Here is a 16,246-nt window from a genome sequence, read left to right on the forward strand (position 1 = left end):
ATTCAAATTGCAGTGGTTATCCTTTGCCAAAAAAAGTAGATGGTGTAACAATGTGACCATTAAACTATTGGGAGTTTAATCATGAAAAAAATATTAGCAATTTTTCCAACTTTTGTATTAATTGTTATGTTTGTGATCGGGATTCTTATGTATGGGACTAACCAGAAATTGGCTATTAATTACTTAGTGATCAGTGTTGCTGGAACATTTATTTACGCACCAGTGGCGCTTTTCATAAGTGGAATTGCTTCAGAGGGCGCAGGGAACTTTCTTAAATGGAAACAAATATCTACTAAATTTAAGATATATTATCTGTATCTGGCCGGAATATGGGTAGTAGATATAATTATTGCAATGTATTTTATGACTCATAACTAAAAAAATAAAGCTGAGGGAAAATTTCTCTCGGCTTTATTTTTTTTGCGTAATACCTAGTTTTACTTGGCATTCTGGACATAATCCATAAACTTCCATGTGATTTCCTGAGATCATATATCCAGAAATTTCAGCAGTTTTTTCTTCTAATGTCTTTTCATCTTTGTCAAAGCCAGGGTATGTTACATCAACAATTTTGCCACAATTAGTACATATAGCATGATAATGTGGTGTCCCAAAGTAATCATAGTGGGTACTACCATCACCATTTTGCAATTCAACAACTAAGCGATGATCTACAAAAGTATTCAAAGTGTTATAAATCGTAGAAGAACCCATATTCGGAAGCTCTTTGCTTAGAGCGTCGCGGATAGTTTCAACTGTAGGATGATTATGATGACTGGCAAGATAGGCCAGGATAATGTGACGCTGTGGAGTGACACGTAACTTGTGGTCCTTTAACACTTTCAAAATGTCCTCCATGACAGAACTATTTGTCATAAGCAGTCTTCCTTTCTAGTTTGGAATCATTACAAGTTAATTATAATACCTATCTAATAAAAATATCAATTATTGATTCTTATTGGAATAAAGTTAGGAATCGGGTTTTAAATGTTTACTTTCGCTTAAAAATGAATTATTATGAATTCGTTAGCAGATGAGAATCATTCCAACTTAGAAATGATTACAAAGTAAGAGGTGAATGGAATGCAAAAAGCTAAAAAGACTAGAAGTTTAGCTGAAAAGATCAATGTTATGCGTGCCAGTGTTATGGGTGCCAATGATGGGATCATTTCAGTAGCCGGTATCGTTATTGGTGTTGCGGGTGCCGGAAGCAATAATTATGCTATTTTTCTAGCTGGTATTGCAGGCATGCTGGCCGGAACTATTTCTATGGCGATGGGTGAATGGGTTTCTGTTAGTACACAGCGTGACAGTGAGAAACGTGCTATTGAGAAGGAATCAGCGGCCTTAGATGGTAATTATGATGGTGAGTTTGAATTTATTCAAAATAAATATCAAGATACGGGGATCTCTGAAGAGCTTGCTTTAAAGGCCACTAAAGAAATGATGAGCGGTGATCCATTAGATGTTGCGGTACGTGAACGTTTTGGATTTAACCCTAAGGAAGAAACCAGTGCAATCGCAGCTGCCATTGCTTCAATGATCTCATTTCCCACTGGATCAATTCTGCCGTTAGTTTCAATTACCTTATTTCCAGCCCAGATGCGTGTCATTGCCACAGTGATCGCAGTTGTTATCGCGCTGGTTATAACTGGATATACAGCAGCATATCTTGGTAATGCCAACAGGTTAAAAGCAGTCTTTAGAAATGTGGTTTCAGGATTATTAACAATGCTTGTGACATACCTGATCGGTACATTATTTGCACATTAAAGGAGTGATAAGAATGATGAAAGCAGTAAACTTTCCCAAGCAAAAAAAGAGCAAAAAGACAATGGCTGAACGCTCAAACACTTTACGTGCGGGAGTTTTAGGCTCAAATGATGGAATACTTACGGTTGTTGGTGTTCTATTCTCAGTTGCGGTCGCGACAACGAATCAATTCACAATTTTTATCGCTGGTCTATCTGACCTTATTGCATGTGCTTTTTCAATGGCTTCTGGCGAATATGCATCAGTTAGCTCCCAAAAGGATACCGAAAAAGCAGCTATTGAAAAAGAACGTGAACTAATTGAGACGGATTATCAATCAGAATTAAGTGTTGTAGCAGATTATTACGTAGATCGTGGTGTTTCTAAGAAAACATCTTTAGAAATTGCTAGTGAATTGATGAAAAAGGATGCCTTAGGAACAGTTGTAAAAGTTAAGTATGATTTGGACTTAGGACATTATATGAATCCTTGGGATGCGGCCTTTTCTTCACTAGTCGCAGCATCATCAGGTGGTATTTTCCCATTGGTAGCAATGACATTCTTACCAGTTTCATTGCAATGGCCGGGGACTATTTTGGCGGTTACTTTGTCGGTTGCTTTAACAGGATTCTTGAGTGCCAAATTGGGTGATGGACTTGTTAAAACGGCAATTATTAGAAATGTTATTGTAGGTATTATTACTATGATCATTCACTATTCTGTTGGTTTGATGTTGTAGTTTTTTCTTTTCTTTTCGCCTAAAATTTTGAGTAATTCCACCTATTGTGCGACCGTCTTCGGCCAAGGTCCGAAGACTCGATTTTGAGCTTTGCTACGCAAATCTCAGAATCGTCAGTGGAGTAAAACTCCACTTTCACAACTGTTTCCATTACTCAAAATTTTAGGCTGGTTGGGATTTTAACTATCAATAGTAATATAAAATATAGGAGTAACTTCTCACTTCATATTTGAAATGAGAAGTTGCTCTTTTTAGTATTTATGAGTTTATTAGTCGGAAGGGATGGAAAATATTTATGATAAAATTAAGCTATCATATAAGAATTCGGGTATTTAAATGAATAAAGAAAAATTGCGCAGATTTAATGACAGTGAAAACTTTTTTGCATGTCCCGTCTGTGATGAAAGTCTTAGCTTGGAAAATAACAGCTTAGTTTGTTCAAATGGTCATAATTTTGATATTGCTAAACAGGGGTATGTTAATTTCTTACTCAATATGAAGCAACAGAAAAATTATGATAAGGCCAACTTTGAAAATCGTGGTTTGATTTTGAAAGATGGTTTGTACGATCATATTTTAAATAAGATAGTAGAGATCGTTAAAGATTTGCCTATTGAGACGATTCTTGATGCTGGTTGCGGTGAAGGATATTATTCACGTGAGATCCAAGAACAACTCAATAAAACTCTTTTAGCCTTTGATATTTCAAAGGATTCTGTACAATTAGCTGCTAGAAACGATACTAATAATGCTGTTAAGTGGTTTGTTGGTGATTTAGCCAATTTACCGATGCAAGATAACAGTGTCGATAGCATTCTGGATATTTTCTCGCCAGCCAATTATCATGAGTTTCATCGTATCTTGAAGAGGGATGGTTATTTGATCAAAGTGATCCCAGGTGAAAAACATCTGACTGAATTGAGACAGCAGGCTAGTGAATATTTGAGAAGTGAAAGCTACTCTAATCAGAAAGTTCTCAGTTATTTTGAAGAACATTTCCAAACTGTAGATGAGATAAAAGCTACTAAAACGTATCCTGTTTCAGAAGAGGAAAGAAAAGCTTTTATCAATATGACACCTTTATTGTTTAATGTTGATAAGGATAAAGTCGATTGGACCAGTGTTAATGAAATAACTGTTGATTCTACAATTTTGATCGGTAAAGCATAGGTTACTGAATACTTTATGCGTAACTATAGAAATAAAAAATGACCTGACAATTTGTCAGATCATTTAGTCTTAAGTAGTAGATCAAGTGAGTTTTGTAAATTAGATAGTTGTTTTTCGTTAACACAATCAACATTGCTGCGGATATTTTGAGCAATAACTTGTTTCATAGCTTTGTCGACTCCGGATTTAACAGCTGACAGTTGCACCAAAACTTCATTGCAGGGACGACCGTCATCCATCATACGTAAAATACCGTCCAATTGACCACGGGATCTTTTGATTTGGCTAGTTATCTTTTTGCTTACGAGTTCTTCAGATTCTTGAGACATATCAGCCTCCTTAAATAATTAATATAGTTGATATTATACCCACACGGGTACCGTACATCAAATTATATGCTGATATTTCTTTTAAACAGTGATAAACAAATTAATTGCCATAACTTACCCTAGGGGGTATATTATTAATTGAAATAAGATATAGGTAAAGGGGAGACTTCTAAATGAGCAATATTAAAGAGATTTCTGACAAGACTTTTAATGACGAAACAAGCACCGGTTTAGTAATTACCGATTTTAATGCTGACTGGTGTCCTCCATGTAAGATGATGAATCCAATCTTGGAAAAGTTATCTGAAAATGATCAATTGGGCGAGAAAATCAAGTTCACATCAATGAACGTTGATAAAAATCCACAAACACCTAATAACTTTGGTATTCAGGGAATCCCAACTTTCATCGTTAAAAAAGATGGTGAAGTTGTTGGTAGAATGGTTGGATATCAACCAGAATCTAAGTTCCGCAAGGCCTTAGAACAATATATGTAAGCAAAAACGATACTCTTGTGAGTATCGTTTTTTTAATATGTATTATTTGTATAGTAAGTTTTATCTAAGCCGTGAGTGTCGTAATCGGTATTATCATCATCTTCAAAGAAAGCTTTATTTTGTTTGTTTAATTTAGTTTCGGTATTAGATACGGTGTCATCTGGGAGTCCTAAATTCTTGCGCAACTTGTCGGAAGCCTTTTGCAATGTATTAGTAGATAAAACTTGATATGAGCTACCGTTTATCCAAGCAGATTTACCCTGTAGTTGATGTGATTTGATTGTTTTACCACTGTTATGATATTTCATCGGAAATTCTTCCAATTGTTTATCAGTTAAATCAGTACTGATATCTGGTCCTAGTTCTTTGATCAATTTTGGTAAGTGGATCAAGTATTTAGGTTGAGCCATTTTTTTGGCAACGGCCTTTAGAATCTGTTGTTGTCGAATTTGTCGTCCATAATCTCCTCTTGGATCTTCATAACGCATACGAACATAGGTCAAAGCCTTGGTACCATTAAGATGGTGGGTACCTTTAGGAACAGTTACGCCATCAAAGCTAACTTTCATGTCAGATTTGATCGTCACACCTCCAACAAAGTTGACGGTTTTTTTGAGTGCGGCCATATTTACTGCCACACTGTAATCAACGGGAACATTTAGCAATTCACCGACAGTATTTTTAGCCATCTTTGACTTACCGATATTATAAGCGGCGTTGATTTTTTGAACATTTTTAGTTTTATCTCCAACCATTTCTGCTACGGAATCTCTAGGAATGGAGTAGATAACGGTTTTCTTAGTTTTAGGGTTCAAGGTAATTAACATCATGGTATCTGAATTTCCTCGATCAACACGGCCATCGGCACCAGTATCTGCACCTAAAAGTAAAATGGAGACAGGCTTATCTTGATCAACCTTTTGCGAGACACTATTTTTACTAGTATCGACTGACTTCAAAGCTTCTTTATTTTGATGAATGTATATACCTATCATTACTGCTAGAATAGCAATGATAGCGACAATAGAAATCATAATTCGTTTAAAAATTTTCATAAATTACCTCAGTATTTAATCTTAGTATTACATTATAATATAATTACTAAACAATACAAGGTAACTTAGTGATTATACTATCTGTTGTCGCCTGTTCTATGGTAAATTTAAAAATAACATAAAAAGGGGTTGAGAAATATGAAAAGGGTCTATTTTATTTGTACTGGTAATTCATGTCGTTCACAAATGGCAGAGGGATTCGGTGAAAAATATTTAACAGATTGGCAAGTAAAGAGTGCGGGTGTAGAAACACATGGTCTAAATCCAAAGGCTGTGCAAGTTATGGCTGAAAAGAATATCGATATTTCGGATCACACATCAGATTTGATCGACTTAGACTACTTTAATAGTTGTGACTTGATAGTCACTCTTTGTGGGGATGCCAGAGATCGTTGCCCAGTTATTCCTCAAAGTGTGAAACATCTTCACTGGGGATTACCTGACCCCGCTCAAGCCAAAGGTTCAGAAGAAGAAATATTGAACGTCTTTAGAGAGGTTCGTGATGAGATTGAAATTAAGGTTAAGGAGTTAATCTAAATGAGTAAGATGGCGCAAGTTTTGCTGGTTATTGATATGCAAAATGACCTGAATGGTTGTTACCATTTTGATGATTTGTTGAGTGATATTAATGATCGAATTGATGATTACCGTCAAAATGATTTACCAATAATTTTTATTCAGCATAATGATAGTGATTTGATAAAAGGTAGTGAAGAATGGGATTTTGCTAGAGGTCTTGATAAGAAAGATGATGACTTAGTAGTAGAAAAGCCACATGCTAATTCTTTTTATCATACGGAACTCAATGATCTGCTACGAGAAAATAGTTTAAAAACGATTGAAATTTGCGGAGCTCAGACTGAGTATTGTTGCGATACAACAATCAAGATGGCCCATGGATTGGGCTATAAAATTCTTATGCAGCCAGATATGACAACGACTAAGGATAATGATTATTTGAACGCTGAAGATACGATCGCATTTTTTGAAGATATTTGGAATAAACGATTCGTTTCATTTATTTGAGATAGGCGTTTATAGCAGTCGAAAAGGTCTACAATGATACTAAATCAGAGAACCATTAATGAGGAGGAGACATTTTGGTTTCAAGAGATAGTTTCATTGAAAATAATAAATCTGAGTTTGAAAGTTTGTTTAAAAAGCTCATCGGACTCAAAGGTGTTAGTGCCACAGGCGAAGGTATCAACGAAACAATTACATTGTTACAGGAAAAACTAAAGGATTTGGGAGCTCATGTAGAAGTAATTCAAACTGCGGGATCACCTACCATATTGGCCGAAATAGATGGTCAAAGTGATCGCACAGTATTGTTTTATGGGCATTATGACGTTATGACGCCAGGAATTAATGCTGATTGGGATACAGATCCTTTTACTTTGACCAAAAAAAATCATCGTTTTTACGGTCGAGGAGCTGGTGACAATAAAGGACAATTGTTAGCACAAATTTTAGGCTTATATGTTTATAAACAAGTTAACGGTAGCTTTCCGTTCAATATTAAGTTTTTGATCGAAGGCGAGGAAGAACAAGGTAGCAAGAATCTACCTTTCACCGTCAAAGAACTGGCTGATAATAAATTGAAAGATGTTGATTTAGCCATTGTAGTAGATGGCTCTTTCAATCAATCTGGAGAGCATGTTTTACGATTAGGTAATCGTGGTGCGTTAGGATTTCAAATTACGGCCAAAACAGGGACTCAAGATAATCATTCTGGAAACCTGGGGAACATCATGAAGAATCCCGTGCTGGTATTGATGGAATTACTCCAAAAAATCTATGATTTTGAAAATGATAAAGTTTTGATTCCTAATTTTTATGATGGTGTTGAAGATCCTAGTCAAACAGAGATCGATTGGATGAAACAATTACCATATGACAGAGAGTCGATATCTAAACAGACTGGTGTGAAGGATCTTCCTGAAACCGGTTTGGAATATTATCAAAAATTGATGTTTAGACCAACGTTTAATATTTCAGGAATTAAGGCAGGATACACAGCCAAAGGGATGAAATCGATCATTCCTCATACTGCCATTATGAAAGTTGAAACACGATTGGTCGGGAAACAAGATATTCAAGAGATTCAAATTGGTATCAATAACTTTTTGCAAGATGAAATAAATAACGGCGATATCAAGGTTCACTACTTGGTTCAAGTGCCCCCATGCAAGACGGCTTCTGATGACAAGAATATTAAGCCGTTGGTTGACGCCATTAAAGAAGCAACAGGCTCAGGTTTGATTGAGCCCACTATGCCGGGAACGGTTCCTAATTATGTGTGGTCAGATATTTTGAAAGTACCTGTGTTTACGATTCCATATGCTAACTTCGATCAACGTAACCATGCACCTAACGAAAATATTACTGAAAAAGCTTTTTATGATGGAATTAAAATTTCTTACGAATTGTTGAAAAAATTATAGGGGAGCGTTCACTGCCGCCTACGATCGAGAGAATGTGTGCCTGCGGTGCGACCGACATCAGCCAAGGTCTGATGTCTCGCTTTGAAGCTTTTCTTGCGCAAATCTTCAAAGTCGTCGGTTGTGTACGAACGATGAACCTTGTTCTACGCAACTTTCACTGCTGGCGCACATTCTCTCGCTCTTCGGCTCGATTCATTTCCGTAAATAAAAGTGAAACAAAAATAGCAGTTCGACATTATTAGTGATTTTTCACTAATTAGTCGAACTGCTATTTTAATTTCAAAAACTATAACTTAGCCGGAGGTTGTGATGATTTATCCAGCAGCTAAGGTGGCGTTAGGGCGGTGAACTTTCCGCTCTTACACCACGGACGTATTTTGAGATTTGCGTAGCAAAGCTCAAAATCGAGGTTCAAGACCTTGGCTTGAACCGTTCCAGCTGCAGGATGAATCATCACAACCGGAGGCGGCAACAGATTACTTATTATAAGTCCGTATCTTAGGTGGCACATAGCTTTCCATAAAACTAAGAATGTCATCTAAGGAATCTGAGAAAAGTAATTTTTCTCTATCTTCAGAACTTAGAAAGCCCTTATTTGTCATTTGATCAAACATATTTTTTAGTGGATCGTAATAATCATTTACGTTAAAGAATGCACTGGGATTTTCATTATCACCAAGGCGTGCCCAAGAGAAGGCCTCAATGATTTCTTCTAGTGTTCCTGGTCCACCGGGGAGAGCGATGCAACCGTCAGAAAGATCTAGCATTTTTTGTTTTCTAGCTGACATATTTGGAACAATTTGTAGTTCACAATCGTCAAAAGCAGTTCCGCGGTCAAATAATTCTTGAGTGATAACTCCTTGAACATTTCCACCTTCTGAACGAACTTCGGTGGCCAACATTCCCATCAAGCCAACTCGGCCACCTCCATAAACTAGTTCTAAGTTATTAGCAACTAGCCAGTCAGCTAACTCCAAAGTTGCATCTTGATAGATTTTTTCATTTCCACTTACTGCACCACAATAAACTGCAATTCGTTTCACGTTATGATCTCCTTTATGAAAACTGTTGTGAAGATATTTTAGCATATGATGTCAAAATAGTGAAAATGTATCTGTAATCACAATTAATTATTTAGAAAGTAATAAATCTACTAAAGGTTCAGCATCTATTTTGCCTAAGTTACCAGCAATATCGACACTATCTAGACTAGCAATCAAACTATCTTTATCGAATTTAGTATTTATCAAGGCATCTTCAAGAACTGAAGGTTTACCACCAGTAATGAAATCGCCATAGATTTTAATATTTGAAATTTCGTTATTGTCATTTAATGAGAAATTGAAGGCAACAGTACCGATATCAAAATGTTTTGAAACATAGTTTGTAAATCCAGGGTTCTTACCATAGTTCCATTCGTCAGTATCATATTTTGCGGCTAGACGAGAATCAATGATCTCCCAATCATGATCTGTCAAAGTGTAAGTTTCAATATCATCTAATGAGTCGGCCTTGAAGATACGTTTCAATAGTTCAAGTTTGAAATGATCAGCATCCATACTCTTGAATGGTTCGTCTAAGTATTCTTTGATGTTAGTAATACGGCTGTTAACTGATTTAACACCTTTTGATTCAAGCTTATCTTGTTCAGGTGTTAGCACTTCACTGGCTGTTTGCATATCAAGATCAAACATCAATGTACCACCAGCAGCATATGAATCCCCAACTTTAAACATAGTCATTCCGGAGAATTTCTTACCATCAATAACGATGTCATTTCTACCACGCATTTCAGCACCAGTGGCTCCCATGTCATGTAAAGCATCAATAATAGGTTGAGCGAAGAATTTGTAATCACCAAAGTGATCGTCGTTTCCAATAATAATATTTTCAAAAATCATATTTCCATAATCATGATAGACGGCACCACCACCAGAAGTACGTCTAACTAGTTGAATATTTTTCTCTTTTAAATAGGGAAAGTTTACTTCAGCATAGGCGTTTTGATTCACACCGACGATAACCGAAGGATTGTTGATATACATAATTAAACCGTGACCCTTTAACTTCAGATCATTTACTAAATAGTTGTCTAATGATTGATTAACAATTGCATTGTAAACAGGTTTCTTATTCTTTGATGTATCAATAAAGAACATCTAATCACACTCCCTTTAAAAATTATGACACGTTTCAATTGTAAGCCTTAACAAGTTAAAAGAAAACGTGTTTTAATTTGATATAGATTCTGTTACCCTTAACTTGAAAACTGAATTGGAGGAAAGAAGATATGACTGATCGTTTGGAAGCATCTGCATGCACGTCAATTTTAGTTGGCAAAAAGGCAAGTATGGATGGCTCTACCTTGATTGCAAGAAATGAAGATAGACATGCCGCAATTGAAGGTAAAAGGCTTATTGCTCAACCTGCTGTTTCAGGTCGTGAGGAAACCTATGTTTCACCATATAATAAGTTAACAGTTCCATTACCAGAAAGCGGTTACAGATATATTTCTATGCCTAACTTAGATCAAACCGCAGGACCTAATGAGGAAAACGGTTTTAACGAGAAAAATGTTGGTGAAAGTGCTACTGAAAGTATTTTCGCTAACGAACATGTATTGGCACTAGATCCGTTTATTAAAAACGGTTTAGCCGAAGATTCATTGTTAACATTGGTACTACCATTTATTGATTCAGCAAGAGATGGTGTTCGTTATTTGGGTGAATTGGTTAAGAAATACGGTTCAGCTGAAGGTAACGGAGTTCAATTTAATGATAAAGATGAAGTTTGGTACATGGAAATTGTAACTGGACATCAATGGGTAGCCGTACGTATCCCTGATGATTGTTACGCCGTTACAGGTAACCAAACATCAATCCAAAATATTGATTTCAATGACACCAAGAACTATATGTGGGCTGATGGCATTCAAGAATTTGTTAAAGACAACAATTTGAATCCTGATTTTGAAGGTTTCAATTTCCGTCGTATTTTTGGTACGGACACAGAATTTGACCGTCACTACAACACACCAAGAGTTTGGTATGCACAAAAATACTTCAATCCATCAATCGAACAAGATCCTGAATCATCAGACATGCCATTTATTCGTAAGGCAGAATTCAAGATCACACCAGAGGATATCCAATTTGTTTTAGGATCACATTACAATGAAACAAAATTTGATCCGCTAGGTACAGGCTGTGAAAAAGACAAGCATATCTATCGTTCAATTTCTCTAGCACGTACAGCTCAATCACACGTATTACAAATGCGTGATTCAGACAAGAATGGTGCCGCAGCAGTTGAATGGGTCTCATTAGGTGTTCCATCATTCTGTCCATACGTACCAGTATTTGGTAATGTTACCGATATTGATTCATCATACACAGACGTTCCAGAAAAACTAGATCTAAAGAGCGCCTATTGGATTTATGAAACATTAGCAATGTTAGTTGAATCACATTATAAAGAATTTATCCAAGATGATATCGACTACAGAAAAGAATTGTCAGAGTGGGCACATAGAAAGATCGATGAAGTCGATAAAAAAGCCGTTACAATGTCAGGTGACGAATTAACAAGTTACTTAACAGAACAAAATAAAGAAATTGTAAAACACTACAACGATAAGACTAAAGAATTAATGGCAAGCCTTGTTACTAAGGGAACAGAGTTGTCTAAGTTACAATTTGTTGCCGGACAATGGCTTTAGAGCGTGTCAATTGGCTGGTTAGACCTTGAGCATTACCCAGGTTAAAGATAATGGCGATTTATGCCATTGTCTTTAACCGTAGTAAGCGCAGAGGTTTGCCAATTGTAAACGCGTTTAGTAAGCGCAGAAAGTTGCCTTGTGCAGCTCGTTTAATAAGAGCAAATCCAAATCTTTAAATCTAAAATCACCATAAATAAAGGGGAACATATCTGTATAAGATATGCTCCCTTATTTTGTGCAAATAATAGAACAAAAACAGTCAAGAATCATTGATATAAATATCTGTGATTTTTTTCACACGTTCTGTTGTTTTCGGCTCAACCAAGCGGTAATATGACTAAGGAGTGGTAAATTCAAAGGCTATTTTGCGTGAACATATGTCTAATAAATTTATCTAAAATGGGGAAAATGATTTGCCAGAAATATGAAATAAGGGAGTAAATTATGAAAGATTTACGTTTTAATAGTGTTTTTGACATTATAGGTCCTGTTATGGTCGGACCAAGCAGTTCGCATACAGCGGGTGCCGCTAGAATTGGTAAAGTGGTACGCAGTATTTTTGGCGAAGAGCCTGAAAAAATAACGATCGATCTGTATGAGTCGTTTGCTAAAACTTACCGTGGTCATGGAACTGATGTGGCTATCGTCGGAGGTTTATTAGGCATGGAGCCTGACGATGAGCGATTGGCGGATTCCCTAAAAATTGCTTATGACAAAGGTATAAAAGTTGCCTTTGTTCCTAAGAGCGACAAGGTCGATCATCCTAATACAACTAAAATAACAATGGTCAAAGGTGACCGTAAATTAACCGTTACAGGTGTTTCGATCGGTGGCGGTAATATTCAGATTTCTGAGATCAATGGTTTCAAGATCTCACTAAGTATGGGTACACCGACTTACATAACGATTCATCAAGACGTGGCTGGTATGATCGCCAAAGTAACAGATGTCTTTTCTAACCGTGATATCAATATCGGTACGATGACTGTTACCCGTGAATCTAAAGGTGAGAAAGCTATTATGATCATTGAAGTTGACGACCGCAAAGATCATGAAGAAATTTTGGAAAAATTAAAATCACTAAAAAATATGGACAATGTTACGTTCTTTGAATAGGAGGATATATTATGTTTTATACAGTTAAGGATTTAATTGAACAAAGTCATGACTATCCTTCAATCGCAGATCTGATGATCACTGTTGAGGCTGAAAATACTGGTCGCAGTAAGGATAAGATCCGTTCTTTGATGGAGCGTAATCTTGAAGCCATGGAGCATTCTGTTAAACAAGGAATAGCTGGAGTTAAATCAGTTACCGGATTGACAGGCGGGGATGCCAAAAGAATGGACGCATATATTGATGACGGTGATTTCTTGAGTGGTAAACCGATTCTTGAAGCCGTGAGAAATGCTATTGCGGTCAATGAAGTTAATGCCAAAATGGGTTTGATCTGTGCAACGCCAACTGCTGGTAGTGCCGGAGTTTTGGCTGGAGTTTTGATGGCAGTTCGTGATCGTTTGAAGATGACCAGAGATGAACAAGTAGATTTCTTGTTTGTTGCCGGTGCATTTGGCCTTGCGATTGCCAATAATTCGTCGATTGCTGGAGCTGAAGGCGGTTGCCAAGCAGAAGTAGGATCAGCCAGTGCAATGGCTGCAGCAGCCTTAGTTTGCGCTAAAGGTGGTACTGCTGATCAAGCAGGATATGCTGTTGCAATAACTTTGCAAAATATGATGGGCTTGATTTGTGATCCAGTAGCTGGATTAGTTGAAGTTCCTTGTGTTAAAAGAAATGCCTTAGGATCATCTCAAGCAATGATTTCTGCCGATATGGCTTTGGCTGGAATTAAGAATGTTATTCCAGTCGATGAAGTTGTAGAAGCAATGCATCGAGTTGGACAACAGATGCCATCGATCTTCAAAGAAACTGCTGAAGGTGGTTTAGCAACTACGCCAACTGCCTTGAAATTGAAGAAAGAAATTTTTGGAGATTAATAATAGATAATTTAACTAGGAATATGCCGAAAAATATAAATCGGTATATTCCTTTTTTTATTCCATGATAATTTATCATTTAAGCTTGTCGTACCAGCATATATAGGAAGAAAAACACTTTACAAATATCTTTCGTGAAATTTTTCATAAGTTCTTTTATAACTCTTGTGACATTTTGAGGTCTATAATGAATATTGGAGAAGTCCCGAGTAGGGCTCAAAATCAATGAAAGGTAGCGAAGGTATGCGGGGATATAAAAATTCAGAAGAATTAATTGACCAAATAAAAGAGAGTTATCATAAATTCATTGATGAATATCAGGGTATTACAGATGGTGTTGCAGATGACAGAATAGAACAAGTTGAGAAGACACCACGAGAAATGCTCTCTTATCAAGTCGGGTGGATTAACATGATTCTTTCTTGGGAAAAGATGGAAGAAGGCGGTGGAGAGATCACAACTCCAACACCTGGATATAAGTGGGATCAAATGCGTGAGTTGTATCATGACTTCAACGTAAAGTATGGTTCTGATGGTTTGAATAATGAGGAAGAAGAACTCAAAAAGGTCGTTACAGAATTGATTGCTTGGGTAGATCACATGTCTGCAGACGAGTTGTTCAAACCAGGTGAAAGAAAGTGGGCTACAACTAAAGCAATGTGGCCAGTAGCAAAATGGATCAGGATCAATACTATTTCACCATTTACTAACTATAGTCGTCAGGTTAGAAAGTGGAAGAATTATAATTTAAGACAAAGAGCATAGTGTTTGTGTTTCCGGTATCGAAGGATTCGACCTGTGGTAGGACCGTCTTCAGCCAAGGTCTGAAGACTCGATTTTGAACTTTGCACAGTACGCAAATTTCAAAATACGTCCATTCTGTAAGAACGACTTCGTCGTCCTAACAGAATTATCACCACTGGTCGCATCCTTCGATACCTCTTTGTTTATACGTATACAAATTAATATCTCCACAGTAATCGGATTTTATCTGAATGCTGTGGAGATTTTTTTATTTTAAAATATAAAATGATATCTAGCCAAAGGATGAGAGTAATGGAACCAGTTGTGCAAGTGGAGTAGAACGGTGTAACCGTTCGTACTCCACCGACGATTCTGAGATTTGCGTAAGCAAAGCTCAAAATCGAGCCGAGAGACCGAGGCTCTCGGCGTTCGCATAACAGGTGGAATTACTCCCATCCTTTAGCGGCACATAAAAAGCCACCAAACAAAAAAGTTTGATGGCATATACTTATTGGAATAGGTCGATCATAAAGTAACCGATCGTTCCGATGATTATTAGCATTGTAAAGTTAATGATTGAGAATGCAAGTAAATACTTGCCAGGATTCTTTTTAAAGAAGAATTTGTATTGCTTAAAAGCCAATAAGTTAGCTAATGATGCAACAACAGTTCCCAGACCACCAATATTTGTACCTAAGAAGATAGCATGAACATAAGTAGAAAACTTGGAAACTAAGATAGTGGTTGGAACGTTACTGATAAATTGGCTGGTGATGATCGAAGTTAGGTAAGCACTTGTTCTTGTTTGAATGAAACCTGACAAGTGACTTACGATCTGCGGATCACGATTAATATTTCCCACCGCGATGAAGAAGCACATGAAAATCAACACGATGGAGTAATCAACCGACTTTAAAATATTCGGATTTATAAAAACTACTAGCAAAAGAGCCGCAACCAGTGATCCCCACATAGGGATAACTGAGAAAATTCCTAGGAAAATGATAACTGTAACGAAGGCTGAAAGAGCCAAACTAGGAATATTCAATTCAACTGCAGTCAATTGTGACAACTCGATTTTATCCTTTGGAAAGAAGCGAGTTATTGCAAAAATTGCTAGAAAGTTGACGATAGTTATTGGCGCTGACATAACGAAGAACTGCATGATCCCTAAATTATAGTGAGTCAATAAGAACAAGTTATGTGTATTACCAAAGGGAGTAAATATACTTCCTAGGTTAGCTGCCATAGCTATAATTATGACTGGATAAATCGGATTTATCTTTATGTGCTTAGATAGTTCATAGAATAATGGTACTAATGTCAAAATAGTAACATCGTTTGTTAAGAACATAGCTCCGAAGAATGCCAGTGATGCTAAAGTTAGCATCATTTGTTGTGTGGTCTTAGCTTTGTTAGTTAAGTAAGCCGCATAATATTTCAAGAAATCCAGATAATCATAAATTTGAATGATTATCATCATTGAAAGTAAAGACGCAATCGTCTTCCAATTTATATCCATTAGTCGCGGCGGACTGATGAAAATTGAGGTAAGGATCGCCGCAGTACCGGCGATCCACAGCACCTTATCTGAAAATACTCGTTTCAAAACTGACATTAACGTTTCCCCTAATAAAAGAAATACCTCTAACTAGTATAAAGAATATTTGTTGTTTGAAAAAGGTAAATATGTAACTTTTTAATATTTTACCGTTTAAATCTTAAATTTTAAGAAAATATTGCCTATTAAAAACCTTATTCATTGTAACTTAGTTATACTAGATAGCAATAACAAGGAGGTAGA

At 36.6% G+C, this 16,246-nt stretch carries 18 protein-coding genes; 12 read left to right on the top strand and 6 right to left on the bottom strand.

All coding sequences use genetic code 11. From position 1 onward, the window contains the following. The first annotated feature begins 81 nt into the window (after positions 1 to 81). Positions 82 to 378 (top strand): LasU family protein, encoded by a 297-nt coding sequence (locus EKM60_RS03195; RefSeq protein ID WP_125712382.1) that lies wholly within the window; start codon positions 82 to 84, stop codon positions 376 to 378. 33 nt (positions 379 to 411) lie between these two features. On the opposite strand, the gene EKM60_RS03200 is transcribed toward EKM60_RS03195, so the two are convergent. Continuing rightward, a complete protein-coding gene (locus tag EKM60_RS03200; RefSeq protein ID WP_125712383.1) occupies positions 412 to 876 on the bottom strand; it encodes a Fur family transcriptional regulator in 465 nt (154 codons plus the stop codon). A 207-nt stretch (positions 877 to 1,083) separates the two neighbouring features. Between EKM60_RS03200 and EKM60_RS03205 the strand changes: the two genes are divergently transcribed. The 3 genes from EKM60_RS03205 (at position 1,084) to EKM60_RS03215 (ending at position 3,661) form a co-directional block, all read left to right on the top strand. Continuing rightward, complete coding sequence (locus EKM60_RS03205) at positions 1,084 to 1,773, top strand: VIT1/CCC1 transporter family protein (protein WP_125712385.1); 690 nt, start codon at positions 1,084 to 1,086, stop codon at positions 1,771 to 1,773. 13 nt (positions 1,774 to 1,786) lie between these two features. Next, a complete protein-coding gene (locus EKM60_RS03210; protein ID WP_404811384.1) occupies positions 1,787 to 2,491 on the top strand; it encodes a VIT1/CCC1 transporter family protein in 705 nt (234 codons plus the stop codon). 336 nt (positions 2,492 to 2,827) lie between these two features. Continuing rightward, the gene (locus EKM60_RS03215) at positions 2,828 to 3,661 is read left to right on the top strand and encodes a putative RNA methyltransferase (RefSeq protein WP_125712387.1); all 834 of its coding nucleotides are present in this window, start codon (positions 2,828 to 2,830) and stop codon (positions 3,659 to 3,661) included. A gap of 59 nt (positions 3,662 to 3,720) precedes the next feature. Here EKM60_RS03215 and EKM60_RS03220 read toward each other — a convergent pair whose 3' ends face one another. Continuing rightward, positions 3,721 to 3,990: a metal-sensing transcriptional repressor gene (locus EKM60_RS03220; RefSeq protein ID WP_125712389.1), complete on the bottom strand. Its 270-nt coding sequence runs from the start codon at positions 3,988 to 3,990 to the stop codon at positions 3,721 to 3,723. 173 nt (positions 3,991 to 4,163) lie between these two features. Here EKM60_RS03220 and EKM60_RS03225 point away from each other — a divergent pair, with 173 nt between their 5' ends. After that, on the top strand, positions 4,164 to 4,487 hold the full coding sequence (locus tag EKM60_RS03225; protein WP_125712391.1) for a thioredoxin family protein: 324 nt from the start codon (positions 4,164 to 4,166) through the stop codon (positions 4,485 to 4,487). A 32-nt stretch (positions 4,488 to 4,519) separates the two neighbouring features. Here the strand turns inward: EKM60_RS03225 and EKM60_RS03230 are convergent, their stop codons facing one another. Further along, positions 4,520 to 5,542: an LCP family protein gene (locus tag EKM60_RS03230; RefSeq protein ID WP_125712393.1), complete on the bottom strand. Its 1,023-nt coding sequence runs from the start codon at positions 5,540 to 5,542 to the stop codon at positions 4,520 to 4,522. A 138-nt stretch (positions 5,543 to 5,680) separates the two neighbouring features. Here EKM60_RS03230 and arsC point away from each other — a divergent pair, with 138 nt between their 5' ends. The 3 genes from arsC (at position 5,681) to EKM60_RS03245 (ending at position 7,986) form a co-directional block, all read left to right on the top strand. Further along, positions 5,681 to 6,079: an arsenate reductase (thioredoxin) gene (gene arsC, locus EKM60_RS03235; protein WP_125712395.1), complete on the top strand. Its 399-nt coding sequence runs from the start codon at positions 5,681 to 5,683 to the stop codon at positions 6,077 to 6,079. Further along, positions 6,080 to 6,568 carry a cysteine hydrolase family protein gene (locus EKM60_RS03240; protein ID WP_125712397.1) on the top strand — a complete coding sequence of 163 codons (489 nt, stop codon included), beginning with the start codon at positions 6,080 to 6,082 and terminating at the stop codon, positions 6,566 to 6,568. It abuts the gene before it with no gap. 74 nt (positions 6,569 to 6,642) lie between these two features. Then, entirely contained in the window at positions 6,643 to 7,986 is a 1,344-nt protein-coding gene (locus tag EKM60_RS03245; protein WP_125712399.1) for a M20/M25/M40 family metallo-hydrolase, read from the top strand. A 476-nt stretch (positions 7,987 to 8,462) separates the two neighbouring features. Here EKM60_RS03245 and EKM60_RS03250 read toward each other — a convergent pair whose 3' ends face one another. After that, the gene (locus EKM60_RS03250; protein ID WP_125712401.1) at positions 8,463 to 9,029 is read right to left on the bottom strand and encodes an LOG family protein; all 567 of its coding nucleotides are present in this window, start codon (positions 9,027 to 9,029) and stop codon (positions 8,463 to 8,465) included. A gap of 87 nt (positions 9,030 to 9,116) precedes the next feature. Then, complete coding sequence (locus EKM60_RS03255) at positions 9,117 to 10,145, bottom strand: lipoate--protein ligase (RefSeq protein ID WP_125712403.1); 1,029 nt, start codon at positions 10,143 to 10,145, stop codon at positions 9,117 to 9,119. Between the two features lie 131 nt (positions 10,146 to 10,276). Here EKM60_RS03255 and EKM60_RS03260 point away from each other — a divergent pair, with 131 nt between their 5' ends. From EKM60_RS03260 to EKM60_RS03275, 4 genes are all read left to right on the top strand, one after another. After that, on the top strand, positions 10,277 to 11,704 hold the full coding sequence (locus tag EKM60_RS03260; protein WP_125712405.1) for a C69 family dipeptidase: 1,428 nt from the start codon (positions 10,277 to 10,279) through the stop codon (positions 11,702 to 11,704). Positions 11,705 to 12,148: 444 nt separating this feature from the next. After that, the gene (sdaAB, locus tag EKM60_RS03265) at positions 12,149 to 12,820 is read left to right on the top strand and encodes an L-serine ammonia-lyase, iron-sulfur-dependent subunit beta (protein WP_125712407.1); all 672 of its coding nucleotides are present in this window, start codon (positions 12,149 to 12,151) and stop codon (positions 12,818 to 12,820) included. A gap of 11 nt (positions 12,821 to 12,831) precedes the next feature. Further along, positions 12,832 to 13,698 (top strand): L-serine ammonia-lyase, iron-sulfur-dependent, subunit alpha, encoded by an 867-nt coding sequence (gene sdaAA / locus EKM60_RS03270; protein ID WP_125676953.1) that lies wholly within the window; start codon positions 12,832 to 12,834, stop codon positions 13,696 to 13,698. Positions 13,699 to 13,923: 225 nt separating this feature from the next. Further along, positions 13,924 to 14,463: a ClbS/DfsB family four-helix bundle protein gene (locus EKM60_RS03275; protein ID WP_125712409.1), complete on the top strand. Its 540-nt coding sequence runs from the start codon at positions 13,924 to 13,926 to the stop codon at positions 14,461 to 14,463. Positions 14,464 to 14,950: 487 nt separating this feature from the next. On the opposite strand, the gene EKM60_RS03280 is transcribed toward EKM60_RS03275, so the two are convergent. Continuing rightward, complete coding sequence (locus tag EKM60_RS03280) at positions 14,951 to 16,060, bottom strand: SLC13 family permease (RefSeq protein WP_125712411.1); 1,110 nt, start codon at positions 16,058 to 16,060, stop codon at positions 14,951 to 14,953. Between the last annotated feature and the right edge of the window lie 186 nt (positions 16,061 to 16,246).

The organism is Companilactobacillus kedongensis (assembly GCF_003946625.1).
Taxonomy (GTDB): domain Bacteria; phylum Bacillota; class Bacilli; order Lactobacillales; family Lactobacillaceae; genus Companilactobacillus; species Companilactobacillus kedongensis.